The organism is Mycolicibacterium rutilum, assembly GCF_900108565.1.
Classification (GTDB): Bacteria; Actinomycetota; Actinomycetes; order Mycobacteriales; family Mycobacteriaceae; genus Mycobacterium; species Mycobacterium rutilum.
On the sequence record NZ_LT629971.1, the window covers coordinates 63,267 to 87,817 of the forward strand.

The window sequence follows — 24,551 nt, forward strand, 5'->3', positions numbered from 1 at the left end:
ATGGTCCTTTCCTTACTTACTTCTTGCTAGTCGGGGGGTTAAGCGGCTTCTTCGCCGGCCTTCTTCTCTTGCAGAGCGGCGGCCAGCCGTGCGACCTGCGACGCCGGAGCGTTGAACAGGCCGGCAGCCTTGGACAGGTTCGCCTTCATCGCGCCGGCCATCTTGGCCAGCAGCACCTCGCGCGACTCCAGGTCGGCGATCTGCTCGACCTCGGTCACGCTCAGCGGGCGGCCATCCATGTAGCCGCCCTTGATGACGAGGGCCTTGTTGTCCTTGGCGAACTTCTTGATCGCCTTGGCGGCGTCGACGGCCTCGCCCTTGACGAACGCGATCGCGGTGGGACCGACGAACAACTCGTCGAGGCCCTCGATGCCCGCCTCCGCCGCGGCACGCTTGACCAGCGTGTTCTTGGCGACCGTGTAGGTGGCGGAATCACCGAGCGAACGGCGAAGGTCCTTGAGGTTGGCCACCGTCAGCCCGCGGTACTCGGTGACAAGCGTCGCCGAGGCCTCCTTGAACTGCTCGGCGATGTCGGCAACCGCGGTGGCCTTGTCAGCCTTGGCCATGCATGCCTCCTCGTGGTGGGTTACCGCCGGTCAACCCCGGAAACGACGAACGCCCCGACGCAGACAGGTCGGGGCGCGCATGCATACTCGCTACTAGCCTCGTCCTCCTGCGTGGGCCGCCCGGGTGATCCGGGACCTTCAACCGATTTCTCGGTGACCGACGGTCTTCGGTGGAACGCCGTCAAGAATAGCCGACCACCCCACGATCAGCCAAAACGCTCAACCTCGTCACGCCTCGGGCGGCTCGGCAGCTTCGTCGGCCGCCGTTTCGGTGCCAGTTTTGGCGGGCGCATCGACCTCGTCCTCGGCGGGGGTCTCTGTCTCGACCTCCTCGACGACGTCGGCGCCGTCGGTCTCGTCGCTCGGTTCGTCGACGACGTCGCCGGGTTCGACCCGGTTGCCGTCCGACAGATCCGTGGCTCCGTTCGGAGCGGTGGTCTCCTCTGCATCGTCAGCGACGGGTGCCTCGGTGGCCTCCGGCTCCACCTCGTCCGGCGTCGACGTGCTGACGGTGACCGTCGCGGCGGGGAGCGAAAACTCGTCGGGCGCGGGCAATGGGTCCGTCACATCCGGCGTCGCAACCTCCTGCCGCGCCTGCGGAACCGCTTCCGGCGGAACAAGATCCGCGATGGGCAGCACGACGCCGAACGCGCCGATGAGATCTTGGAAGTACTCGACCGCGTTGTTGACCCGCAGCGTGACGGCCTGGATCAGGTCGGGAACCAGCCCACCCGGCGTGTCCACGCCGTCGATCACCTCGGCGACCTCGAGCGCCAAATCAGCGATCAGATTGGGCAGCACCGTCGCCAGCCGGTAGACCGACATCACCACACCGTCGGACGTCCCGAACGGCGGCGGCAACTCGCTTTCGAACACCCCGAGAACGGGTGCCAGCGCGTCGATGACGGGCCACCCCAACGCGATGTTGAGCGCCAGCACGCCGAGATGGGCGAACTCGCCGGCGGCGACGTGGGCCTGGATCAGTTGCGGCAGCGTGCTGCCCGCGAACTCGACGAGCCGCTGCCCGACCTCCGGGAGCGCGGCGATCAGCGCATCGGCGAAGGCGACCAGTTCGACATCGGCGGTCACCGTGCGCACCGTCGACACGGCGGCGACGTCGACCGGCGGCTGCGGGGGCATCACCACCAGCGGGCTGAGCGCGATGACGCCGGCGCTCATCACCGCGAGGCCGGTGGTCAGTCCATTCTGACGAGCGACAGGCATGGTGGTCTCCTCCCGATTACGCTTACGCCGCAGGTGGACCCGGTGGTGTCCACGCTCGCTGGGCTTCAGTGTGCGTGCGCCGCTTCGCCCGCCACATGAGGCGTTCACCTCATTTGTTGACGAGCGGCCTCGTAACCCGTGGCCCCGGAACACAACCGAGGCGGTGAGTCGATGGCGGTGAGGCCGCGTCTTCTCGAACGTGAGCGCGTGCACGACCGACTCGACCGCCACCGACAGCAGGCAGCACAGGGCCAGGGCAGCACGGTGTTGCTGCGCGGCGAGGCCGGCGCGGGCAAGACGGCGGTGATCGCCGAGTTCCTCGCCAAACAGCCCGGAGACACGAAAGTCCTGCAGGGCTGGTGTGACCCGTTGTCCACGCCGCGGCCGCTGGGCCCGCTGATCGACATGCTGACCGGGGTGGCGCCCGAGCACGCCGTGGATCTGCGTGCCGGCGTCGACGCGGGTGACGTCGAGGCGGTCCACGCGGCGGTGACCGCGGTTCTCGCCAGCGGGCCGACGTGGGTCTGCGTCGTCGAGGACGTCCACTGGGCCGACGGCGCGACGCTGGATCTGCTGCGCTACCTCGCGGGCCGCATCGAGTCGTTGCCGGTGTTGCTGGTGGTGTCGTACCGCGACGACGAGGTCGGCGACCGGCACCCGCTGGCCGTGCTGCTCAACGAGCTCGCAGCCGCCGACCACGTCGCGGTCGAGCCGCTCAGCGAGGCGGCCGTGGCCGAACTGTCCGCAGGCAGCGGGGTGCACCCGGCAGAACTGCATCGCCTCACCGGCGGCAACCCGTTCTACGTCACCGAGGTGCTGGCCGCCGGACCCGCCGCTCTGCGCGACGGCCCGCTGCCGCCGAGCGTGTACGACGCGGTGTGGGGACGGCTTGCCCGGCTGTCCATGGCGGGCCGCCAAACTGCGTATGCTGCAGCGATTTTCGGTCCGAGGATCGACGTGGCGGTGCTGCGCGCTGTGTGTCCGGCCGCCGTCGACGGGCTGCCGGCCTGCCTGGAGACGGGCGTCCTGGTTGCCGATACCGCGACGGTGCATTTCCGCCACGAGCTGGCCCGCCGCGCCACCTACGAACAGATCCCGGCCTTCGAGCGCCGGTCACTGCACCGCCGGGTGCTCGACGCGCTCGCCGAGTACTCAGACCCGAACATGCTGAACCTGTTGGCTTTTCACGCCGACCAAGCCCGCGACAGCGAGGCGGTCATCCGGTACGGTCCTGACGCCGCCGCACGCGCATCCGCGCTGGCTGCCTACGCCGAGGCCGCCGAACTGTTCGCCCTGACGCTGCGTCACGCCGACGCGGTGCCCGACCATCGGCGCGTCGAGTGGGTCGAACAGCACGCGCTCAACAGCAACCTCGCCGGCCACGGCGAGGCCGCCGCGGGCTCTTTCCGGCAGGCGGCGGACATGCGGCGGGCGCTGGGCGATCGACTCCGCGAAGGCGACAACCTGAGATGGTTGTCCTACTGGTTGTGGGCGATGGGCCGCACGACCGAGGCCCTCGAGGTCGGTCGCGAGTCGGTCCGCCTCCTCGAGGATCTCGGCCCGTCGCGGGAATTGGCATGGGCGCTGGTGAACCTGACCGAACTGGCCGCGGTCGGATACGACCCGCAGTGCCCCGACTATTCCGCGCGCGCCGTCCGCCTCGGCGAACAACTCGGCGACCGCGCGGTGGCGGTGCGGGCGCGCTGCCACGGCACGCTGTCTACGGTGACCCGAACGGGCACGGGTTGGGAAGTGCTGGAATCGGTTTGGCGTGAGGCCATGGGCGACGACCTCGGCCCAGAGCATGCCGGCATCATCGGCGTGGTGCTGTGCTGGAACGCCGCTCACCATCACCGCCTCGACGACGCCGATCGCTACATCCGCACCAGTTCGGCCTTCTGCCGCGAACACGACCTGCGGGTGTTCGAGACGTTGACGACGGCGACGGCCTCTCTTACGGCGCTGCACCGCGGCGACTGGGTCAACGCGGCGTCGGCGGCCGAAGACGTGCTGACGAAGCCGGCGTTGTCCCCGCTGCACCGCTACCTGCCGTTGGTGACCCTGGCGCTGACCCGCGCGCGCCGCGACGACGCCCGCGTGTCCGATCTCCTCGATGAGGCGGTGGCCATCAGCGAGCCCCACGACGTGTACCGGCTCGGGTTGGTGTGGGCGGCGCGCGCCGAGGCCGCGTGGCTCGCCGGGGACGACGCGACCGCCCGCGCGGAAGCACTCGGCGGCCTGGCGGTGTGCACCGAACACACCGACCCCTGGCGCGTCGGGCAGTTGCAGCGCTGGGTGCGGCTCGCCGGCGGAGAGCACGGCATTGCGCCGAGCACCGACGTCATCACGCCGTATCGTCATGAGCTGCAGGGTGATTACGCGGCGGCCGCCGCGGAGTGGACTCGGCTCGGGTGTCCTACGACGCGGCGCTGGCCCAACTCGGCGGTGACGCCGACGCGGTCGCGGCCGCGCTGCAGACGTTCACCGACCTGGGCGCACCTGCAGCGGCCCGCCGCGCCGAGCAGCGGCTCGCCGAGCTCCGCGGCCGCGCCGACCGGCGCAACAAGGCCACCATCGCCGACCCCCGCGGGTTGACGCGCCGCGAGCACGAGGTCCTCGAACTTCTCGCCGCCGGCCACAGCGACGCCGAGATCGCCGCCGCGCTGTACATCAGCCCGAAGACCGCGAACCGGCATGTCGGTTCGATCCTCGCCAAATTGGGCGTCCGCAACCGCACCCAGGCGGCGGCCCACGCGCGGCTATCCGAGTGACGCCGGCGCCGAGAGCACCACGGCCGCAGCGCCGATCAGGCCCGCATCGCCGCCCAGTTCGGCCGGCACCACCTGCAAGTCGTGCAGGAAACTCAACCCGGCATACCCGTCGAGCGCCTCACGGAGCGGATCGAACAGCAGCGCACCCGCCTTGGCCACCCCGCCGCCGATGACGACGCGGTCCAGGTCGCACACCGCGCCGACCGCCGCGATCATCGCCGCCACCGCCGTCGCGCCGCGTCGATACGCCTGCAGCGCAAGCGCATCGCCCGCGTAAGCGGCATCGGCCAACTCCTTGGCGTCGGCGCCGGCGGGTGCCTGCCACCCGTGCTCGCGGGCCCAGCGCGCCATCCGCGGGCCCGCCGCGATCGTCTCGACGCAGCCGTGCCCGCCGCACGAGCACCCGTCACCGTCCGGGTCGACCACCACGTGCCCGACGTGTCCCGCGTTACCGGTCCGCCCGTCGTACGGTGCGCCGTCGAGCACCAGGCCGCCGCCGACCCCGGTCGACACCACCATGCCCAGCAGGAAGTCGGCGCCGCGTCCCGCGCCCCGCCACCGTTCACCCATCGCCATGCACAGCCCGTCACCGGCCAACCGCGCCGGCGCCCCCACCGTCTCCGAGACGCGGGACACGATCGGAAACCGTTGCCACGTCGTGATGTTGATCGGACTGACCGTGCCTGCCGCCAGGTCGATCGGCCCCGCCGACGAGATACCCACCCCGCGCACCCGGCCACCCGCCGCGGCCATCGCCTCGGTGACCAGCGTGTCCACCACGGCCCAGATCGCTTCGGGGTCGACGGCCGGGGTGGGCAGGGTGGCCCGGTGGACGAGCGTGCCGTCGTCGTCGACGAGGCCGGCGGCGATCTTCGTGCCGCCGATGTCGAGCGCGAGCGTGGGTGGTGCCATCAGTGCCGATGGGTGTTGTCGGGCTGCCGCGGATCGCCCGGATGCTCGTAACCCGGCGCCAGTTCGACGACGGCCGCGCACCGGGCGTCGAGCCAGAGCCGGAACGCGCGCCGCCGCGCCGCCGCCCGCAGGTGCTCATAGGCCTCGCTGTCGCTGTAGCGCAGCGGGTTTCGCGACTGGTACGACGCCACCTGCTCGGAGGTCACGTCGACGTCGGCGGTGACGCTCGCGAACACGGCCCGCGCGACCGGGTCGGCCAGCACTGACGCGGCGACGCTGCCGATCTCCATCCGCACGGTCAGGTCGGGCAGCAGCTCGTCCTCGGTCGGCGCGCCGTCGGCGGTCAACCCCCGCGCCGAGGCCTCCGCGGCGACCACCCGTTCGATCACCGCGAGCTGAGTCAGCCAGCGCCGCAACTGGCGTCCCTCGCTGGTGCCGGACCGCGGCAGCGACGACGCCAGCCGCGACGCCCGCAACTGCTCTTCGCGAGCATCGATCTCGGCGACCGGAACCGCCACCCCGCCCACCGTCGCGGCCACGTCGACGCTCATCGCACCGTCACCTTCACCGCCGGCGAGTACACGAGGTGCCCGGCCGCGGCAATGCGGATCAGCGCCCACCACTCCCCGGGTTCCGTCCAGGCCGGCGGCGCGACGTCGAACGACAGCGAAACCGTCCCCCGCGCAGGCACTTCCAGACCGCACGCGGCCGGGCCGATCCACTCCCAGGTGCCCCACGGGCTGATCAGGTGTGCCTCGGCCGCGATGTCGGCGTGCGCGTCGGTGCCGACGGTCACCGTGAGCCGCGCCGACTCACCCGCAGCGACGGCGACGGCGACCGGACCGTCGACCAGGCGCAGCAGACGGTCGTCCGGCGGCGCATCCACCGCGACCACGCACACGTCCTCGACCACCTGCCGCCACGACGGCGGGATCGGATCGTGCGCACCGGTCAACGCCATCTCCGCGCGCACGGGATACAACCCGGGCGCCACCCCGTCCGGCGGGCTCACTTCCACGGCGGCGTCCACGTATTCGCCGGGCGGCAGCATGAACGGCAGCACGGCCGGTTCGACGGTCCACCCGTCCGGACACACCATCCGCACCCGACCGTGCAGCACCTCGTCGGTGCAGTCGCTGGCGACCGTGAGCCGCAGGCGCACCTGCGAATCCGCGACCACATGCTGCGGGTGCAGGTGCGCGACGGCGGGCAACCCACCCAACGGGGCCGGGCCGCGGTTGTGCAGCCAGTAGCGGGCGTACAGCGGCTGCGCCTCCTCGGCGTCGGGCGCGAGCACCTCGTGGTCGGCGTCGATCATCCGCGGCAGGTTCAGCCGGGTCAGCGCGGTCGCGATTTCGTAGCCGTGCAGTGCCAGTCCGTCGGTCACCAGTTCCTGCACCCGCGGCTGCTCGAGCAGGTCCACCCGCGACGCCGACACGCGCCGCAGTCCCGAGGTGATCGTCACATCGGTTGCCGCCCCGCATTTTTCGACCAGCCGCATCGCGACGCCGTCGGAGGGGTGCAGCGGCTGGCTGCGGCCCGCGGCCAACGGATTGCCCGCCGCCTTCAGCGCGCCGAGGTGCACCTTGCCGGCGGGCTCGATCTCCAGCAGCGACCCCCACGACGGCAGGCTGCCGGTGACCGGGCGCCGCTCGGTGACCGGCAGCAGCGGCCGGGAGAACTCCGCACTGAGCGCCGGGACGCCCGATTGCCGCCAGTCACCGGCGCCGCTGACCAACGCGTACTCGAACGTGTGGGTCCAGTGCTGCAGCTGGAAGTTTGACCCGTCGGGTGCGGTGCGGCGCGGCGGGTCGATCCAGGTGCCCGACGGCCATCCGGTGCATGACCGCATCAACGACAGGTGCAGTGTGCCATCGGGTTCGACGGCGAAACCGGGTATCCCGCGGTTGAGCACCGCGACCGTGCGGTCCTCGAACTCGGCGGCCGGGGCCTGCTGCGCGACGGCGATCTCGAAGTCGGCCAGGTCGTCGGCCACCGCGGCGACCGCGTCCTCAAGCGCCGCACCCGCGACGATCAACACCGGCAGCGCCCGCACACCGCGTAGATCCGCGCCCGGCACCCAGACCGCGGACAGCGGCTCCGAAGCCGGCACCCACACCCGGGCCGTGCCGGTGGCCTGCAACTGACGGTGCAGTTCGTCGGTGTAGGCCTGCCCGGCATCGGCGAGAACCGCTGCGGTGAACGGGTTTTCCGACGGGCCGCCGAGGGCGATCCTCGTGTCGGGCAGGTTCGAGTCGACGGTCAGGTCGCCGTAGCGCGGGCCCGACGCCGAGCTGCACGTCGCGGTGACCCCGGCGCGGGCCAGCGCCACCATCAGCGGCCGCGCCACCGCCGACGACCCCACCACCTCGGCCACCGACACCGCACGCGTCGACGCGCCCACCCGGACCCGCACCGCCGACGATAGCCCGAACCACCCGTAGGCCGGATTGTCGAGTGTCCACGGGTGTTCGGCGGAGTCGACGGCCGCCTCGCCGGCGTGCAGCAGCCCGAAGCCGCGACCGATCACCGCGTCGCCGACCTCGCTGACCGGCAGCGCACCCGGGATCGGACAGGGCCACCGCAGCCGCAACAGCCGGTCCTCGCCGGTGAATTCGTCGATGACGGTACGACAGTCGACGCGCGCGACACCGTCCCACAGCGTCAACGTCTGGGTGTAGCGCAACAGCTCGCCGATGCGGCCCCGCACGACGAGCCGCGACCCGAGCGGCCCGCGGAACGCCTGCACCGACGCCGGCCCCGATGACGACGCCACCACCGGGCCGCGCGGCAGCAGATGCCACGGCCCCTCGCCGGCCTCCGGATGCGCCGAATACTCGTCGTAGACGGCCAGTTCGTTGCCGACCCGCCCGTCGGCCAGCAGCTCGCGGCCCGAGGCGACCAACGAGTCGACCGCCCCGCCGCGGGCCGGGTCGACCCGCAACCGGTACCACTCGTTGGCGATCTCGCAGCCGTCGACGGGTTCCCACGCCGACGACGTGTCCGCGGTCAGCACCCGGTACGACCGCCACCCCACCGACGGCACGTCGCGGGCCAGGAAGCTCACCGACCGGCCGTCGTGCTCGACGTGGGCGGGCACCTCGGCGCCGTCGGCGTCCATCACCCGCACCGCGCCCGCCGCGTCGGGCATCCGCGCGGTCACCACATCGGTCCGTTTGTGCGCCAGCGGATTCCACACGACGACACTGCCGTCGACCGCGCCGGACAGCAACGCCAGCGCGTTGTCTCGGGCGGTGCGGCCCAGCTCCCAGGCGTCGCGCCAGCCGGTCAGCAGGTCGAGGTACACCTGATCGGATTCCGACCCGGTGATCGCGTCGTGGTGGGCGCCGTAGACCAGTTGCACCCACGCCTTGGTCAGCGCCGCCTGCGGATAGGTGGCGCCGCCGAGCAGCCCGGCGAATACTGCGAACTTCTCGGCGTCGAGCACCGCGTCCTCGGCGGCCCGGTTGGCCTGTTTGGTGTCGATGTAGGAGACGTCCTTGCCGGTGTAGATCGGGTTCATGTCGCGTGTCTGCGGCGACGCCTCGACACCGCGCTCGGCCAGCTCGGCGCGCACGGCGGCGAAGAACTCGCTGGGCAGTGCGCAGATGAACCGCGGCCAGGTGTAGCGCGCGTTCCACGATCGGTGAATCTCGGTGACCCACTTGTTCGGTGGCGTGTAATCGGTGCCGACGGGCAGCAGCACGTTGCGGGTCAGCGCGACCTTCTTCAGCGCGGTGAACAACTCGTAGGTCTGCGCGGAGGCCTCCTCGAGCGTCGGCGCCGAGTCCATCCACCAGCCCGCCGCGTAGTGCGCAGGCATGTAGTGCGTCAGCAGCCCGCGCCCCGACGGCGCGATCCACTCGAACTCGCTGTCGAACTGCATCCGCTCCGGATCACCGCCGCCGGCCATCGGGCCCCACTGGTGGTGCGGCCCACGCGCCCACGAACTCGACGTCAGCCCGGCGTCGGCGGCCATGCCCGGGAACTGCGGGTCGTGGCCGAACGCGTCGAGCTGCCACGCGGTCGCAGGGTCGGCGCCGAGCACGTCGCGCTGAAAGCCGATGCCGTGCACGAAGTTCCGGATCGTCGTCTCGGGACTGGTCAGGTTGGTATTCGGCTCGTTGTAGGTGCCGCCCATGATCTCGACGCGCCCGTCGGCGATGAAGCGGCGCAGGTCGGCGCGCTCTTCGGGGTGGGTGTCCCAGAACGGTTTGAGGTAGTCGACCTCGGCGAGCACGAACTTGTATTCCGGTTCCCGGCGCGCCATTTCGAGGTGCGCGCTGACCAGGTCGAAGCCGTTGGTCTGCCGGCACCGGCCCGGCGGGTCCTCGCTCCACACGCTGGTGTAGGCGGCCTGGGTGTTCCACCACACCGGGTCGTAGTGGAAGTGGCTGATCATGAACATCGTCCAGCCGGGCTCGGCGACGGTGAAGTCGAACGGCGTGATCGCGTCGCTGGTGACGACGCGCGCCTGCCGTATGTCCCCGACGGCCGCCGCGGTCACCGCCACCGGCACCTCGACGGTGTCGGAGTCGGCGCTCGCATACGCCTGGCCGGTCAGCCCGTCACCGTCGACGCGGACGTCGCCGCCGCCGTCGGTGTAGCTCACCCGCACAAGCTGCAGCGGCGCATCGACCGGCCCGACGAACAGTTCCGTCGACTCCGCCGAAGTGACGCGCACGCCCCGACCCTACGTGCCGTTCTCCTGGCGAGCAGTCGCAAATTGCCCCAAATCCGCCGCGAAAAGGGCCACTTTGCGGCTGCTCGCGCAGGAAGCGTCAGGACCGGGACACGTCGACCACCAACGCGCGGTGGTCGCTGATCGGCAGCTCCGGTGTGCAGCACCGCTCGACACGCAGTCCGCGGTCGTCGGTGAGGATGTGGTCGAGCTGCCGGTCGGGCTGCTCGGCGGGAAAGGTGATCCCCGACGCGAGCGGCCGCAACCGCGTCCACCGGTGCACCGTCTCGGGCACCATGTTCAGATCGCCCATCAACACCCGCGGCGCCGGGAAACCCTGCATGTCGCGCACCAGCCGGCGCAGCTGCATGCGGTTCCACCCCGGCACGAACGACAGGTGCGTGTTGGCGACGGTCATCGGGCCCAGCGGCGTGTCCAGACAGCCGACCATCGCCGCGCGCGGCTCCTCGTTGACGACCTGCACGCGGTTCGGCCCCGGCAGGTACATCGGAAACCGCACCGGGATCCGCGGCAGCCGCACCACCTGCCACGACTCGGCCGGATAGCGCGACAGCAGCGCGATGCCGTAGGCGGCGGTGCCGGGCTGCTCGTGACCGGTGGCGGCCATCCAGGTGGCGCCCGGTGTGCCGGAGATCGCCGCGACGAACCGGTGGCTGACCGCGCCCATGGCCTCGGCGGCGACGGCGGTGAGGTCGGCCATGCCCGATCGCGGCTGGTCCAGGTCGACCTCCTGCAGGGCCAGGATGTCGGCGTCGAGCTCGCGGACGGACTCGACGAGCCGATCCCGGTGAACAACACCGTCGTGAACGCTGCGACCGTGCAGGATGTTGAAGGTGGCCATCCGCATCTGCATGGGTACTAGCTACCCACAATGACCGCTAGGTGATCAGTCGGCCCCGGGAGAGTAGTGCCACAGAGAAACGATGATCTGCGCGACGCGCTCAAGCGGGCGGCGTCGGCACTGCGCGCGCAGGGCCCGGACTTCGCGCTGGCCGGCAGCTATGCGCTGTGGGTGTTCGGCGGCCCGGAACCGGTGCACGACGTCGACTTCGTCGTCGCCGAACCCGACACCGAGAAGGCGGCCGCGACGCTGGAGGAGGCCGGTTTCCGCGTCGAGCGCACGCCCGAGGACTGGTTGTTCAAGGCGTGCGTCGAGGACGACTTCGTCATCGACGTGCTGCACCGCCTCAACGGCGTCCCGGTCGACAAGGAGAGCATCCTGGCCGCCGAGGAGCACGATGTGCTGGCGATCCGGATGCGGGTGTTGCCGCCGACCGAGGTGTTGACCGAGAAGCTGAACTCGCTCAACGAACACCATTGCGATTTCGCGGCGCTGCTGCCCGGCGTGCGTGCGGTGCGCGAACAACTCGACTGGGAGCACATCCGCACGGCCACCGCCGAGAACCCGTTCGCGGCGGCGTTCCTGTTTCTCGCCGACCGCCTCGAACTCACCGGCTGACGCTGCGCTGCAGCCGGGCCGAGACGGCGTCGACCGCACGTACCACTTCGTCGGGCTCGAGAACCTCGAAGTCGCAGCCGACCGTCGCGAAGTAGAAGACCATGCGCTCGGGGTCGTCGGCGCCGGTGGTGACGACGCACGCGTCGGGCCCGTCGGGTTCGATCGTCACCGACGCGGGTGAGAAGTGCTGAGCGACAGTGCTTTCCGGAGCATGGAAGCGCACGCGCGCGACGTAGCGGTAGGGCGAGCTGCTGATGGACCGCTGCACGTAGGTGGCGGCGTCGGGCGCCTCGCGCGGGGTGAACGTGCTGCCGGCCGCGCACACGTCGGCCATGCGGTCCAGCCGCAGGCTGCGCCAGTCCTGCTTGTCGCGGTCGTAGGCCAGCAGGTACCAGCGGCGCCCGGTGGTGACGAGCTGGTACGGCTCGAGGCGACGCTGGGTGGCGTTGCCGCGGATGTCGACGTAGCCGGCGGTGACGTGCTCGTGGTCGCGGCAGGCCCGCGCCAGCGTCATCAGCACATCGGGGGCGACGGGGGTGTCCGACGACGAGGCGAGGCTGACGGTCGAGTCGTGCACCGCGGCGACCTGCGAGCGCAGCCGCGACGGCATCACCTGGTCGAGCTTGCTCAGCGCCCGCAGCGCGGACTCGCCGACCCCGGCGACGGTCCCGCCCGCCGCCAGCCGCAGGCAGACGGCCATCGCGACGGCCTCGTCGGGGTCGAGCAGCAGCGGCGGCAGCGCCGCGCCGGCGCCGAGTTGGTAGCCGCCGCCGTGGCCCTTGCTCGCGTGCACGGGATAGCCGAGGTCGCGCAGGCGTTCGACGTCGCGGCGCACGCTGCGGGTGGTCACGCCGAGCCGCTCGGCGAGCTCGTCGCTCGTCCACACCCGTCGCGACTGCAGCAGCCCAAGCAGTTGCAGCACCCGGCTCGTCGTCTCCGACATAGCCGAAGACTGTCACATATTCAGGACAGATTCTGTCCGCTGAGTAGTTGGGCGGCTCCTCGCCGGTAGAGCGCCCAGCCGCCCGCGACCAGCAGCACCCCGAACACCAGGAAGCCGATGTCCCAGGACAGCGGGGCGCCGAGGTCGTCGCGCACGTGGTGCACGCCCAGCAGCTGGTGGTCGATGACGCCCTCGACGACGTTGAAGATCCCCCAGCCCGTCAACAGCAGCCCGACGTGGAACGACCAGTTCGGCGCGAGCCGGCGCTGTTGCCAGGCCAGCAGGGTCAGCGACATGCCGAGCGACACCAGCAGCCACGTCGCGGCGTGGAAGAAACCGTCGGCGACGACGTTGGCCTCCAGCCCGCCCAGCGTTTTCGGCGGATAGGCCTCAACGCTGCTGACCATGTGATGCCACTGCAGGATCTCGTGCAGCACGATGCCGTCGATGAAGCCGCCGAGCCCGAGCCCGAGCAGCAGACTGGGCGCGCGGGTCGGCATACGTTCGGTCACCGGGTACTGATGCCCGCTCGGTGGCGAGGTATGCGCCCGAAAATGTCATAGGACCGAAACTGTCCTATAGTTCTGCGACGCTGATCGTATGCGCACAACGGTCACCAACGAGCTCGCCGAACAGACCGACTTCCACTGGACCCGATTCCTGCGCCCGCGATTCCAGGGGCTCAGCGACGACGAGTACTTCTGGCAGCCGGTGCCCGACTGCTGGACCGTCCACCCGGACGGGTCGATCGACTTCGACTATCCCGAGCCGACACCGACACCGTTCACGACGATCGCGTGGCGGCTCGCGCACGTCATCGTCGGCGTCTTCGCGGTGCGCAACCACAGCCACTTCGGCGCGCCACCGGCCGACTATGAGACGTGGCAGTACGCCACCGACGCGGCCACCGCGCTGCGCCAACTCGACGAGCAGTACCAGACCTGGATCGACGGCGTGCGCGCGTTGTCCGCCGATGACCTCAATCGGCCGGTCGGACCGGCCGAGGGGCCTTACGCTGACTATCCGATGCTCACCCTGGTTCTGCACATCAACCGTGAGTTCATTCATCACGGTGCCGAAATCGCTTGTATTCGAGATCTTTACGCTCACACCAACCGAGAGGGAAAGTAACCATGCCAGGAATGCCGCCGCCCGCCGCCGACGAACGCCAGACGCTGATCGAGTTCCTCGCGTTCCAGCAGAACGCGTTCTTCTCGGTGGCGTTCGGGCTGACCGACGAGCAGGCGCGCTCGACGCCGTCGGTCAGCGCGCTGTCGATCGGCGGATTGGCCAAACACGCCGCCGGGGTGCAGAAGGGCTGGACCGACCGGATGGTCGCGGCGCCGGACTTCCCGCCCAAGGACGACCGTCCGATGGACGTGGTGATGGCCGAGTACCAGGACCAGTACGTGATGCGCGACGACGAGACACTCGCCGGGCTGCTCGACGCGTTGCGGGCGCAGAACGAGGAGACGCTGCGCGTGCTCAAGGCCGCGGATCTGTCGACGCCGGTGCCGGTGCCGCACGAGGTGCCATGGTTCCCGCACGACATCGACCACTGGAACGTGCGCTGGGTCGCGATGCACCTGATCGAGGAGCTCTGCCGGCACGCCGGACACGCCGACATCATTCGCGAATCCCTCGACCGCGCAACGATGTACGAGTTGATGGCCGCCAACGAGGAGTGGCCGGAGACGGACTTCATCAAGAGGTGGCGTCCCGCGTCGGTGGTGAGCTGACTCAGGGTCGGCGCGTCGTGCGCCGACGCGTCGTGCGCCGATTTCTACGCCAGGGCTGCGATTTGGGCCGTTTCACAGCCCTGGCGTAGAACTCGCGGAGACCCCGTGAACCCCGAGACCTACCGCAGCCACTGGCGCACGGCGTGGTCGACGACCGCATCGAGGTCCGTGCCCAACCGCCCCGCCAGCCACTGCTGGGCGAGCTCGGCCATCGCACCGGTGTACATCGCCGCGCCGACCTGCGCGGCGATCGGATCGGAGTCGGGGTGTAGCCGCCCGCCCTCGGTCAACACGCCCTCGCGCAACAGATCCTGCGTCGCCGCCCGCCGCGCCGCCAGCACCGGATTGGACCGTGCGTCGGTGAACAGCACGCGACCCCGCCGCGGGTCGGCCGAGCTGAACCCCAGCACCGCGGCGATGCCGGCGCGGGTCCGTGCGCGCACCGAGTCCTCCGCCGACGTCATCGCCGCCTCGACGGCCTCGCCCAACTCGGCGCTCACCTGGTCGTACACGGCACCGAGCAACTCGTCGGTGTCGGCGAAGCTTTCGTAGAAGTAGCGGGTGTTCATTCCGCACGCGCGGCACACCGAGCGCACCGACAGCGCCGCTTCCCCGCCGTCGCCGAACAACTGGAAGGCCGCGTCGATCAACCTCGCGCGCCGCTCGGCGCGACGGTCCGTCAGTGGCACCCCGGCCCAACGCGTGGGACTCGACATGAACCCAGGGTAGATCTGGTCACGGCCGTACCCAAAATGTATTCTGGCTACAGCTGTAACCAGAATCCGTGAAAGGACGCCGGACCGTGATCCTGCTGCCGCACCAGTTCATCGGCGAGTTCCTCAACCAGCGCTTCGACAAGGACGTCCGACGCAACTACTTCCGGGGCATGGAGTTCGCCGCGCCGGTCGGTGATCCCGGCTGGTTCGGGCCGGGCAGCGCCACCTGGCACGTGCACTCGCACATGCAGACGCTGATCTTCGGCCTGCAGTGCGCGGCGTTCATGGAGCGCCTCGACCCGTCGATCTTCTGGATGGGCATGCACCACTCGCGACTGGTCAAGCGCGACGAGAACGGCGTCGGCATCCCCGAGATCGACCCGAAGGGCGCGGCGGTGCGGCTGGGCCACTCGATCGCGTTCTTCATCGGCACCGCCTACGGGTCCACCGAGACCGCCGAGCGACTGGCGCAGACCGTGCGCTCGATGCACCACACCATCAAGGGCACCCGCCCCGACGGCGCCCGCTACGACGCCGACGACCCCGACTGGCTGCGCTGGAACTACGCCACCGTGGTGTGGGGCCTGGCCACCGCGCACGAGCTCTACCATCCGAACCCGTTGCGCGGCAAGGACATCGACCGCTACTACCGCGAGTTCATCCGCGTCGGCCACGCGCTGGGCGGCACCGACCTGCCCGAACCCAAGGCCGAGGTCGCCGAGTGCCTCGAGTCGTATCTACCGAAGCTGGCCGTCACGCACGGCACCGCGGTGGCCACCGGCCCGGAGCTGCCGCTGGCGGAGTCGGCCATCAACTGGGCGATCCGCGACACCATGCCGCGCTGGGCCAAGCAGTTGATCCAGCACAAGGACATCAACATCGTCGAACGCACCGCCCGCCGGGCCACCGTGTGGACGATCATCAACGGCCTGCATCTGGCGCAGGGCCCGATCCCGGAGTTCCGGCAGGCTCAGGCCCGGGTCAAAGCGGGGACGACGGTCAAGCACACGCTGCCGACGTACCAGCCGGGCGACGACCCCGTGCGCAGCCGCGACGAGGTCGAGCGCGCCTTCGCCGAAGCCTGAGGCGCGCCGGCTCACTGTGAGCCGGTCCACAGCTTTTCGCGGGCCACCACGGATTTTGAGAGACTGCAACCTATGAGTGCCACGCGAAAGACGCAGCACCGCGACATCGCCAGGCTGGACCGGGTCCCGCTTCCGGTCGAGGCCGCGCGCGTCGGCGCGACGGGATGGCAGGTCACCCGCACCGGCGCGCGGGTCCTCGGCAACATCACCGGCCGCGGTTCGCTGCAGCAGAAGATCCTCAAGCAGATCCCCCAGACCTTCGCCGACCTGGGCCCGACGTACGTCAAGTTCGGCCAGATCATCGCGTCGAGCCCCGGCGCGTTCGGCGAGCAGCTGTCCAAGGAGTTCCGCGGCCTGCTCGACCGGGTACCGCCGGCCGACGCCAACGAGGTGCACAAGCTGTTCGTCGAGGAACTCGGCGACGAGCCCACCAAGCTGTTCAAGAGCTTCGACGAAAAGCCGTTCGCGTCCGCCTCGATCGCGCAGGTGCACTACGCGACGCTGCACAGCGGCGAGGAGGTCGTCGTCAAGATCCAGCGGCCCGGCATCCGCCGACGGGTCGCCGCCGACCTGCAGATCCTCAAGCGCGGCGCGCGGCTGGTCGAATTCGCCAAGCTGGGCCAGCGCCTCTCCGCACAGGACGTCGTCGCCGACTTCGCCGACAACCTCGCCGAGGAACTCGACTTCCGCCTCGAGGCGCAGTCGATGGACGCCTGGGTGTCGCACATGCACGCCTCGCCGCTGGGCAAGAACATCCGCGTGCCGCAGGTCTACTGGGACCTCACCAGCGAAAAAGTCCTGACCATGGAACGCATCCAGGGCACCCGCATCGACGACGCGAAAGCCATCCGGCAGAAGGGCTTCGACGGCACCGAACTCGTCAAGGCCCTGCTGTTCAGCGTCTTCGAGGGCGGGCTACGCCACGGCCTGTTCCACGGCGACCTGCACGCCGGCAACCTCTACGTCGACGACGACGGCAAGATCGTGTTCTTCGACTTCGGCATCATGGGCCGCATCGACCCGCGCACCCGCTGGCTGCTACGCGAACTGGTCTACGCGCTGCTGGTCAAGAAGGACCACGCCGCCGCGGGCAAGATCGTCGTGCTGATGGGCGCCGTCGGCACCATGAAGCCCGAAGCCGAGGCCGCCAAGGACCTGGAGAAGTTCGCGACGCCGCTGACCATGTCGACGCTGGGCGACATGAGCTACGCCGAGATCGGCAAGCAACTGTCGGCGCTCGCCGAGGCCTACGACGTCAAGCTCCCGCGTGAGCTTGTTCTCATCGGAAAACAGTTCCTCTACGTCGAGCGTTATATGAAGTTGTTGGCGCCCAAGTGGCAGATGATGTCCGACCCGCAGCTGACCGGGTACTTCGCCAACTTCATGGTCGAGGTCAGCCGAGAGCACAAGGACGAACTGGAGGTCTGAGTAGTGGAGGTCCGGGAAGGTAAAGCCCGATCGAGGGATCTGCAGATCCACTACGAGGACATGGGCAATCCCGACGATCCCGCCGTCCTGCTGATCATGGGCCTGGGCGCCCAGCTGGTCTACTGGCGCGACGGCTTCTGCCAGCAGCTGATCGACCAGGGCTACCGGGTGATCCGCTTCGACAACCGCGACGTCGGACTGTCCAGCCACCTCGACGGTCAGCGCACCAAGGGCTCCCAGCTCGGCAACATGCTCCGCTCGCTGCTCGGCATCAAGAGCCCGGCGGTCTACACGCTCGAAGACATGGCCGACGACGCCGCCGCGCTGCTCGACCACCTCAACATCGGCAAGGCGCACATCGTCGGCGGGTCGATGGGTGGCATGATCGCGCAGGTCTTCGCGGCCCGGCACGCGCACCGCACCCGCACGCTCGGCGTGATCTTCTCGTCGAACAACCGCGCGCTGCTGCCCCCGCCGGGTCCGCGCCAGCTGCTCGCGGTGGTCACCGGTCCGTCGCCGGACTCGCCACGCGAGGTGATCATCGAGAACTCGATCCGGGTCAGCAAGCTCATCGGCAGCCCGGGCTACCCCGTCGACGACGAGACGCTGCGCGCGGACGCCGTCGCGTTCTACGAGCGCTCCTACTACCCGCAGGGCATCGCGCGGCAGTTCAACGCGATCACCGGCAGCGGCAGCCTGCTGCACTACGACAAGCAGATCACCGCGCCGACGGTCGTGATCCACGGCAAGGCCGACAAGCTGATGCGCCCGGCGGGCGGCATATCGATTGCCAAAGCTATCCCCAACGCACGATTGGTGCTGTTCGACGGCATGGGCCACGAGCTGCCCGAATCGCTGTGGGACGACGTCGTCGGCGAGTTGAAGAGCAACTTCGCCGCCAGGGCCTGAGCGCGCGACGGACTTTCTGCCGACGGGAACGCAGCGTACTGTCTGTTCCGAGTGCTTCGGGGCTTGAGATGTCACAGGCGACGCCGAGCTTTGAATCCGCCCAGAAAGGCACCACGATGGCTGTTGGCCGCAAATTGAAGCCGCATTTCAAGGACGTACAGGCCCACTACGACCTGTCCGACGACTTCTTCCGGCTCTGGCTCGACCCGTCGCAGACCTACAGCTGCGCCTACTTCGAGCGCGACGACATGACCCTCGAGCAGGCGCAGCAAGCCAAGGTCGACCTGGCGCTGGGCAAGCTGGGCCTGCAGCCGGGCATGACGCTGCTCGACGTCGGCTGCGGCTGGGGCTCGACGATACTGCGGGCGCTCGAGAAGTACGACGTCAACGTCATCGGCCTGACGCTCAGCGAGAACCAGTTGGCGCATGTGGAACGCAAGTTCGCCGAGCACGACAGCCCGCGCACCAAACGGGTCCTGCTGCAGGGTTGGGAGCAGTTCGACGAACCGGTCGACCGGATCGTGTCGATCGGCGCGTTCGAGCACTTCGGCAAGGACCGCTGGGACGACTTCTTCGCGATGGCCTACCGCGTGCTGCCCGACGACGGCACCATGCTGCTGCACACCATCACCGCGCTGACGCTGCCGCAGATGGCCGAGCGCGGGATGCCGCTGACGTTCTCGGTGGCCCGGTTCGTCAAGTTCATCCTCACCGAGATCTTCCCCGGCGGATATCTGCCGACGATCGAACTGGTCGGCGAGCACGCCGCGCAGGCCGGCTTCGAGCTGACCCGGACGCAGTCGCTGCAGCCGCATTACGCGCGCACCCTCGACTGCTGGGCCGAGGCGCTGGAAGCGCACAAGGACGAGGCCATCGCGGTGCAGTCCGAAGAGGTCTACGACCGCTACATGCATTACCTGACCGGCTGCGCGAAGGGTTTCCGCGTCGGCTACATTGACGTCAACCAGTTCACGCTGCAGAAATAGGCGTCAAACCCGCCCTCACCAGGTCAAACAACGGCCGCTCGGGGGCGAGTTCACAGGTTTCAGGGATGTACTGAAAGTCGAGGCACACACGTCGGGCAAACACCGCCGGAGTGGCGCGCCCGCGAATTAGGGTCAAGCTCTCGCCGACGGCTAGGGTGTACGACCAGATCATCAGGTGACGAACCGCGTCCCGATACCGGTCACGTCATGAGAAAGGCCAAGCAGGGGAAATATGTCTGACAACTCAACCGGCACGAAGGACATGCGGCCGCACTTCGAGGACATCCAGGCGCATTACGACCTCTCCGACGACTTCTTCGGCGTGTTCCAGGACCCGACGCGCAAGTACAGCTGCGCGTTCTTCACCGGCCCCGACGTCACGCTGTCGGAGGCGCAGATCGCCAATGTCGACCAGCACCTCGACAAGCTCGACCTCAAGCCGGGGATGACGCTGCTCGAGGTGGGCTGCGGTTGGGGTCTGACGCTGCAGCGGGCGATGGAGAAGTACGACGTGAACGTCATTGGCCTGACGCTGAGCAAGAACCAGCAGGCCTACTGCAACCAGCTGCTGGGCAAGATCGACACGCAGCGCACGTTCGACGTCCGGCTGGAGGGCTGGGAGCAGTTCCACTCCCCCGTCGACCGCATCGTGTCGATCGAGGCGTTCGAGCACTTCGGTTTCGAGCGCTACGACGACTTCTTCAAGACCTGCTACGACATCCTGCCCGAGGACGGCCGGATGACGATCCAGAGCAGCGTGGGCTATCACCCCTACGACCTGGCCGAGCGCGGCAAGAAGCTGACGTTCGAGCTGGCCCGCTTCATCAAGTTCATGATCACCGAGATCTTCCCCGGCGGCCGGCTGCCGACCACGCAGATGATGGTCGAGCACGGCCAGAAGGCCGGCTTCCAGGTGCCGGAGACCATGTCGCTGCGCAACCACTACATCAAGACGCTGGGCATCTGGGCCGATCGCCTGGAGGCCAACAAGGACGTCGCGATCGCGGCCACCGACGAGCAGACCTACAAGAACTACATGCGCTACCTCAAGGGCTGCCAGTACTACTTCATCGACGAGAGCATCGACGTCAGCCTGGTGACGTACCTGAAGTCCTCGGCCGCGGCCTGACTTCAGCAAATCCCCGCGGAACGTAGCGGTCGCGCCGCAGATGCGGTTGAATCGCTCCCAATCGCCAACGGGGAAGGCTGAAGTATGGGGGACGCGGTCGTCTCGGCGCGGATGCGCAAGAACTTCGAGAACATCCACGCCCACTACGATCTGTCCGACGAGTTCTTCGGGCTGTTCCAGGATCCGAGCCGGATCTACAGCTGCGCGTACTTCGAGCCTGCCGAGCTGAGCCTCGAGCAGGCGCAGTACGCCAAGGTCGATCTGCATCTGGACCGCCTCGCGCCCGAACCCGGGATGACGGTGCTCGACATCGGATGTGGTTGGGGCGCAACGCTCAAGCGCGCCGTCGAGCGCCACGACGTCAACGTCGTCGGCCTGACGCTGAGCCGCAACCAGCACGCCGCGAGCACCGCGCTGCTCGACGCCGTGGACACCGACCGCAGCCGGCGGGTGCTGCTGACCGGTTGGGAGGATTTCGACGAACCCGTCGACCGGATCCTGTCGATCGAGGCGTTCGAGCACTTTGGCTTCGAGCGCTACGACGAGTTCTTCGCCAAGTGCTACGACATCCTGCCCGCCGGCGGGCGCATGACGATCCAGACCAGCATCAGCTACCACCCGGAGGAGTTCCGGGCGCGCGGGATTCCGCTGTCGATCGACGTGCTGAAGTTCATCAAGTTCATGATCACCGAGATCTTCCCGGGCGCGCGGCTGCCGTCGACGCAGATGCTGTGGACGCACGCCGAGCGGGCCGGCTTCACCGTCGACGAGGTGGTGTCGCTGCGCGAGCACTACGTCAAGACGTTGACGCTGTGGGGCGACGCGCTCGAGGCCAACCGGGACGCGGCCGTGGCGATCCAGTCGCAGACCGTCTACGACCGCTACATGAAGTACCTGCGCGGCTGCGCCCAGAAGTTCGCCGACGAATACATCGACGTCCTGCTGGTCACCTACGCGAAGGACTGATCAGGCGGCTGCCTTGTCGGCGTCCTTGTCGTTCTTGTCGGCCTTGGCGGCGGTGTTGTCGGCGCCCTTGTCAGCGTCCTTATCGGCGTCCTTGTCCGCGTCCTCGCCGGCGTCGTTGGTATCGCCGGCGTCCTGGCCGTCGTCGGTGGTGACGGTTTCGTCGTCGCCCTCCACGGCGTCGGTCGGCTGCTCGTCGTCCTTGACGCCTTCTTCCTCGTTGACGACGTCGTCCGTCCCGATCTCCTCGTCGGTGCCCTCGTTCTCGTCGGCGTCGTCCTCAGTGCCGTCGGTTTCCTTGGCGCCGTCGGTTTCTTCGGGCTCATCGCGCTGAGTCTCGTTGTCCACCAGGGTCAGATTCGGCTTCGGGTCCGACCCGGTGATCTCGGTGGACCGGGCGGAGCGTTGCGACGTCGCGGCCAGCGTCTCCACCTCATCGGCCGGGACGGTAATCGTCGCGCCGCCGTTGATCGCATCCGAGATGCCTTGCACGACGGCGACGGCCAGGTCCACGCTCACTTTCAGCCAGTTGGTCGTCGGGCTGAACGGCAGGATCGACAGCCAGCGGGTCTTGCCGGGGTCACCGCTCCAGTCGTAGGCCAGGTCGATGAGCACCTTGGCCACCGGGCTGGTGAGGTCGACGATCGGCTTCACGAAGGGCCGTAGCGGTTCGGGCACCGCACCCATGATGAGGTTCATCATCGGCAGGCTCTTGGCCGGGATCATGTAGTACTTGTTGTCGAATTCGTCGACGCGGCAGTACGCGCCCGGGCAGCCGGTGGCGAGGATGTCCGCCAACTCCTGGTTCGTGTACCCGTAGGCCATCGGGTCGTCGGGGCCCTTGCCGTTGGGGGTCAGGTAGTAGCCGTGCACGTTGTCGAACGCCGCGAACGCGTTGAACAGCGCGAGCGGGTTGCCCCAGTACAGCGGCGCGTACATGACCGGGTCGTACTCGAAGCCGATCGTGGTCATCTCGACGCCGGTGTTGGTCGGCGTCGCCGGCCCGAACGTGATGTCCAGGAACGGGATCGTCGGCAGGAAGCCCAGGCGGGTGAACAGCCCGCCGTCGGGGTTGTAGGCGTTGCCGATCATCACGACCGACGAGATCTTGTCGAACAGACTTGGATCCTCCTTCGCGATGCGCCGCAAGGTGTTCGAGACGACGGCGCCGCCCTGCGAGTACCCGAAGACGGTGAAGCCGTCGGGGTCCTCCATGGTGTCCAGCGCGGTGTAGAGGTTTTCGACGCCGGTGCCGACCGAGGTGTTCCAGGTCTCGCAGCGGCCCGGATCGCACCAGCCGGGAAAGATCACCAGCGGGAAAAACGATGCGGGATAGTCGATTCCGTCGAGTGTGCAGGTAGCGTCGTCGCAGTTGGAAAACGGCGCGAGGTACCGGGTTTGCGCGTTCTCCTTGAAGTCTTTGACGACGTTGGCGTCCGGCGTTCCGGTGCCGGGCACGATCAGCGCGGTGGCCGCCAGGCTGACCGCCGACATCAGCGCCGTGACGACGCCGAGCAGCGCGGTGCTCAGCAGGCTGACGAAGAAAAGCACGATTAAGCGACCCGCTTTACGCATGTGTCAACCTTCACATATCACGCAGGATTCAAGCGGTAATTCTGAGCATTTTCAGAAGATCGGATTTCCACGAAAGGCCAGTTGATGATGCGGCGATTGTGGACGGCAGCCGGCGCGGTGGCGCTGGCGGTCGCGGCCGTCGCGTTCGCGGTGCGCTTCGTACCGCTCGTCAACCTCCCGCTGCTCGTGATCGCGGCGGCGGCGCCCTACCTGATGCTTGGCGCGCCGGCGGCCGCGATCGTGTTCGCGGCGCTGCGGCGCTGGTTCGTGGCGCTGCTGGCGGTCGGGCTCACCGCGGCCGTCGTCGCCACCCAGCTACCGGGCTATGTCGCCGACGAGGCACCGCCCGGCGTGACGGTGCGGTTCGCGTCGGTGAACCTGCGCTACGGCGACGCCGACGCCGATTCCGTCGTGCGCCTCGCCACGGACAGCGTCGACGTGCTGGCGGTGCAGGAACTCACGCCGCAGGAAGCGCAGCGCCTCAGCGGACTCGACGCCGACTTTCCGTATCGGGTGTTGGAGCCGCGCGACGGGCCGGCCGGGGTCGGGATCTGGAGCCGGTATCCGCTCAGCGGCGGCACGCTGTACGACGAGTTCTGGCTCGGCCTGCTCACCGCGCGCGTCACGGTGCCGGGCACCGGGGTGGAGACGACGGTCGTCACGACGCACATGTCGGCGCCGTGGCCCGACCCGTTCGAGGGTTGGCGCGAGGACATGGCGGGATTGGCGGCGACGCTGCAGCAGATCGCCGCCGACTCCCCCGGCCCTGTGCTGGTGGCCGGCGACCTGAACAGCACACCGGACATGCGCGAGTTCCGCGCGCTGCTGCGCGACGGCTACCGCGACGCCGCCGAGCAGGCCGGCGCCGGACTGACCCGTACCCACCCCGCCGACATCGCGGTGCCGCCGGTGTTCGCCCTCGACCACATCCTCACCCGCGACGCGACCGCGACGTCTGTGCGGACCGTGTCGATCCCCGGCTCGGATCACCGCGCGCTGGTGGCCGACATCGTGCTGCCAAGGTGAGCCACGAATTTCCTTGCATAGGGAAGAAATCGTCGGGAACGTAGGGAAACCCCGGATTCCGTTCCATTGACGAATGGCTACCGTCTGTCAGGTGGACAGCATTGACGGGGAGGCGTGCTACCTCGCCGAGTGGTACCTGCCGGAGTTGAGCGAGCAGTCGGTCGACGACATCGTCGCCCGCCTCGATGCCGCCGCCGCGACCGCCACCGATGAGGGCACGCCGGTGCGCCTGCTCGTCACGTTGTCCGTCCCGACCGACGAGGTTCTGTACGGCGTTTTCGGCGCCGAGAATCAGGAGAGCGTTTCGCGCACCTGCCTGGCCGCCGGCGCGCCGCACCAGCGACTGTCCGCCCACGTCGGCACGCGAATTCGCCAGTGCCACCATCAAACCGGCCAAGCCGCAACTCTTTGACATCGC

Annotated in this window: 23 protein-coding genes; 13 read left to right on the forward strand and 10 right to left on the reverse strand. The window is 68.9% G+C overall.

Features of this window, described 5'->3' with window-relative positions; all coding sequences use genetic code 11:
• Positions 1-38: 38 nt before the first annotated feature.
• Together rplJ and BLW81_RS00285 are read right to left on the reverse strand one after the other, a co-directional pair.
• Entirely contained in the window at positions 39-566 is a 528-nt protein-coding gene (gene rplJ, locus BLW81_RS00280; protein WP_083405454.1) for a 50S ribosomal protein L10, read from the reverse strand.
• A 228-nt stretch (positions 567-794) separates the two neighbouring features.
• Positions 795-1,790 (reverse strand): hypothetical protein, encoded by a 996-nt coding sequence (locus BLW81_RS00285; RefSeq protein WP_157897515.1) that lies wholly within the window; start codon positions 1,788-1,790, stop codon positions 795-797.
• 207 nt (positions 1,791-1,997) lie between these two features.
• On the opposite strand from BLW81_RS00285, the gene BLW81_RS29790 reads away from it, so the two are divergent.
• Positions 1,998-4,385: an ATP-binding protein gene (locus BLW81_RS29790; RefSeq protein ID WP_162277389.1), complete on the forward strand. Its 2,388-nt coding sequence runs from the start codon at positions 1,998-2,000 to the stop codon at positions 4,383-4,385.
• A complete protein-coding gene (locus tag BLW81_RS29795; RefSeq protein ID WP_322788806.1) occupies positions 4,382-4,561 on the forward strand; it encodes a helix-turn-helix domain-containing protein in 180 nt (59 codons plus the stop codon). Before BLW81_RS29790 ends, BLW81_RS29795 begins: the two co-directional genes overlap by 4 nt.
• Here BLW81_RS29795 and BLW81_RS00295 read toward each other — a convergent pair.
• From BLW81_RS00295 to BLW81_RS00310, 4 genes are all read right to left on the reverse strand, one after another.
• The gene (locus BLW81_RS00295; protein ID WP_083405456.1) at positions 4,550-5,473 is read right to left on the reverse strand and encodes an ROK family protein; all 924 of its coding nucleotides are present in this window, start codon (positions 5,471-5,473) and stop codon (positions 4,550-4,552) included. The genes BLW81_RS29795 and BLW81_RS00295 overlap by 12 nt on opposite strands.
• Complete coding sequence (locus tag BLW81_RS00300) at positions 5,473-6,024, reverse strand: DUF7158 domain-containing protein (protein ID WP_083405457.1); 552 nt, start codon at positions 6,022-6,024, stop codon at positions 5,473-5,475. The genes BLW81_RS00295 and BLW81_RS00300 overlap by 1 nt, the downstream gene beginning before the upstream one ends.
• Positions 6,021-10,157: a glycoside hydrolase family 38 N-terminal domain-containing protein gene (locus BLW81_RS00305; protein ID WP_083405458.1), complete on the reverse strand. Its 4,137-nt coding sequence runs from the start codon at positions 10,155-10,157 to the stop codon at positions 6,021-6,023. The genes BLW81_RS00300 and BLW81_RS00305 overlap by 4 nt, the downstream gene beginning before the upstream one ends.
• 97 nt (positions 10,158-10,254) lie before the next feature.
• A complete protein-coding gene (locus BLW81_RS00310; protein ID WP_083410225.1) occupies positions 10,255-11,022 on the reverse strand; it encodes an endonuclease/exonuclease/phosphatase family protein in 768 nt (255 codons plus the stop codon).
• A 60-nt stretch (positions 11,023-11,082) separates the two neighbouring features.
• Here BLW81_RS00310 and BLW81_RS00315 point away from each other — a divergent pair, with 60 nt between their 5' ends.
• Positions 11,083-11,634 (forward strand): nucleotidyltransferase family protein, encoded by a 552-nt coding sequence (locus BLW81_RS00315; protein ID WP_083405459.1) that lies wholly within the window; start codon positions 11,083-11,085, stop codon positions 11,632-11,634.
• Here BLW81_RS00315 and BLW81_RS00320 read toward each other — a convergent pair.
• Together BLW81_RS00320 and BLW81_RS00325 are read right to left on the reverse strand one after the other, a co-directional pair.
• Complete coding sequence (locus BLW81_RS00320) at positions 11,624-12,577, reverse strand: helix-turn-helix transcriptional regulator (protein ID WP_083405460.1); 954 nt, start codon at positions 12,575-12,577, stop codon at positions 11,624-11,626. The genes BLW81_RS00315 and BLW81_RS00320 overlap by 11 nt on opposite strands.
• Positions 12,578-12,597: 20 nt before the next feature.
• Positions 12,598-13,077 carry a DUF2243 domain-containing protein gene (locus tag BLW81_RS00325; protein WP_083405461.1) on the reverse strand — a complete coding sequence of 160 codons (480 nt, stop codon included), beginning with the start codon at positions 13,075-13,077 and terminating at the stop codon, positions 12,598-12,600.
• 100 nt (positions 13,078-13,177) lie between these two features.
• Between BLW81_RS00325 and BLW81_RS00330 the strand changes: the two genes are divergently transcribed.
• Positions 13,178-13,708, forward strand: a complete 531-nt coding sequence (locus BLW81_RS00330) for a DinB family protein (protein WP_083405462.1) — start codon at positions 13,178-13,180, stop codon at positions 13,706-13,708.
• A 2-nt stretch (positions 13,709-13,710) separates the two neighbouring features.
• Positions 13,711-14,316 carry a DinB family protein gene (locus BLW81_RS00335; RefSeq protein WP_083405463.1) on the forward strand — a complete coding sequence of 202 codons (606 nt, stop codon included), beginning with the start codon at positions 13,711-13,713 and terminating at the stop codon, positions 14,314-14,316.
• Positions 14,317-14,435: 119 nt separating this feature from the next.
• Here the strand turns inward: BLW81_RS00335 and BLW81_RS00340 are convergent, their stop codons facing one another.
• Positions 14,436-15,032, reverse strand: coding sequence for a TetR/AcrR family transcriptional regulator (locus tag BLW81_RS00340; protein WP_083405464.1), 597 nt, complete (start codon positions 15,030-15,032; stop codon positions 14,436-14,438).
• Positions 15,033-15,121: 89 nt separating this feature from the next.
• Between BLW81_RS00340 and BLW81_RS00345 the strand changes: the two genes are divergently transcribed.
• The 6 genes from BLW81_RS00345 (at position 15,122) to BLW81_RS00370 (ending at position 21,535) form a co-directional block, all read left to right on the forward strand.
• Positions 15,122-16,117: an oxygenase MpaB family protein gene (locus BLW81_RS00345; RefSeq protein WP_083410226.1), complete on the forward strand. Its 996-nt coding sequence runs from the start codon at positions 15,122-15,124 to the stop codon at positions 16,115-16,117.
• 72 nt (positions 16,118-16,189) lie between these two features.
• Entirely contained in the window at positions 16,190-17,545 is a 1,356-nt protein-coding gene (locus BLW81_RS00350; protein ID WP_083405465.1) for an ABC1 kinase family protein, read from the forward strand.
• Between the two features lie 3 nt (positions 17,546-17,548).
• A complete protein-coding gene (locus BLW81_RS00355) occupies positions 17,549-18,454 on the forward strand; it encodes an alpha/beta fold hydrolase (protein WP_083405466.1) in 906 nt (301 codons plus the stop codon).
• A gap of 116 nt (positions 18,455-18,570) precedes the next feature.
• Complete coding sequence (locus BLW81_RS00360) at positions 18,571-19,440, forward strand: cyclopropane mycolic acid synthase family methyltransferase (protein WP_083405467.1); 870 nt, start codon at positions 18,571-18,573, stop codon at positions 19,438-19,440.
• A gap of 232 nt (positions 19,441-19,672) precedes the next feature.
• Positions 19,673-20,569: a cyclopropane mycolic acid synthase family methyltransferase gene (locus BLW81_RS00365; RefSeq protein WP_083405468.1), complete on the forward strand. Its 897-nt coding sequence runs from the start codon at positions 19,673-19,675 to the stop codon at positions 20,567-20,569.
• 84 nt (positions 20,570-20,653) lie between these two features.
• On the forward strand, positions 20,654-21,535 hold the full coding sequence (locus tag BLW81_RS00370) for a cyclopropane mycolic acid synthase family methyltransferase (RefSeq protein WP_083405469.1): 882 nt from the start codon (positions 20,654-20,656) through the stop codon (positions 21,533-21,535).
• Here the strand turns inward: BLW81_RS00370 and BLW81_RS00375 are convergent, their stop codons facing one another.
• Positions 21,536-23,107 (reverse strand): PE-PPE domain-containing protein, encoded by a 1,572-nt coding sequence (locus BLW81_RS00375; RefSeq protein WP_083405470.1) that lies wholly within the window; start codon positions 23,105-23,107, stop codon positions 21,536-21,538.
• A gap of 84 nt (positions 23,108-23,191) precedes the next feature.
• Here BLW81_RS00375 and BLW81_RS00380 point away from each other — a divergent pair, with 84 nt between their 5' ends.
• Positions 23,192-24,133, forward strand: a complete 942-nt coding sequence (locus BLW81_RS00380) for an endonuclease/exonuclease/phosphatase family protein (protein WP_235632128.1) — start codon at positions 23,192-23,194, stop codon at positions 24,131-24,133.
• Positions 24,134-24,224: 91 nt separating this feature from the next.
• Positions 24,225-24,545, forward strand: a complete 321-nt coding sequence (locus BLW81_RS00385; protein ID WP_235632129.1) for a hypothetical protein — start codon at positions 24,225-24,227, stop codon at positions 24,543-24,545.
• Positions 24,546-24,551: the final 6 nt, after the last annotated feature.

Coding starts and splice junctions, on each gene's coding strand:
- BLW81_RS00370 (WP_083405469.1), top strand. CDS start 20,654: ATGGGGGACGCGGTCGTCTCGGCGCGGATGCGCAAGAACTTCGAGAAC.
- BLW81_RS00360 (WP_083405467.1), top strand. CDS start 18,571: ATGGCTGTTGGCCGCAAATTGAAGCCGCATTTCAAGGACGTACAGGCC.
- BLW81_RS00285 (WP_157897515.1), bottom strand. CDS start 1,790: ATGCCTGTCGCTCGTCAGAATGGACTGACCACCGGCCTCGCGGTGATG.
- BLW81_RS00330 (WP_083405462.1), top strand. CDS start 13,178: ATGCGCACAACGGTCACCAACGAGCTCGCCGAACAGACCGACTTCCAC.
- BLW81_RS00380 (WP_235632128.1), top strand. CDS start 23,192: ATGATGCGGCGATTGTGGACGGCAGCCGGCGCGGTGGCGCTGGCGGTC.
- BLW81_RS00365 (WP_083405468.1), top strand. CDS start 19,673: ATGTCTGACAACTCAACCGGCACGAAGGACATGCGGCCGCACTTCGAG.
- BLW81_RS00335 (WP_083405463.1), top strand. CDS start 13,711: ATGCCAGGAATGCCGCCGCCCGCCGCCGACGAACGCCAGACGCTGATC.
- rplJ (WP_083405454.1), bottom strand. CDS start 566: ATGGCCAAGGCTGACAAGGCCACCGCGGTTGCCGACATCGCCGAGCAG.
- BLW81_RS00320 (WP_083405460.1), bottom strand. CDS start 12,577: ATGTCGGAGACGACGAGCCGGGTGCTGCAACTGCTTGGGCTGCTGCAG.
- BLW81_RS00295 (WP_083405456.1), bottom strand. CDS start 5,473: ATGGCACCACCCACGCTCGCGCTCGACATCGGCGGCACGAAGATCGCC.
- BLW81_RS00350 (WP_083405465.1), top strand. CDS start 16,190: ATGAGTGCCACGCGAAAGACGCAGCACCGCGACATCGCCAGGCTGGAC.
- BLW81_RS00325 (WP_083405461.1), bottom strand. CDS start 13,077: ATGCCGACCCGCGCGCCCAGTCTGCTGCTCGGGCTCGGGCTCGGCGGC.
- BLW81_RS00340 (WP_083405464.1), bottom strand. CDS start 15,032: ATGTCGAGTCCCACGCGTTGGGCCGGGGTGCCACTGACGGACCGTCGC.
- BLW81_RS00300 (WP_083405457.1), bottom strand. CDS start 6,024: ATGAGCGTCGACGTGGCCGCGACGGTGGGCGGGGTGGCGGTTCCGGTC.
- BLW81_RS00310 (WP_083410225.1), bottom strand. CDS start 11,022: ATGCGGATGGCCACCTTCAACATCCTGCACGGTCGCAGCGTTCACGAC.
- BLW81_RS00375 (WP_083405470.1), bottom strand. CDS start 23,107: ATGCGTAAAGCGGGTCGCTTAATCGTGCTTTTCTTCGTCAGCCTGCTG.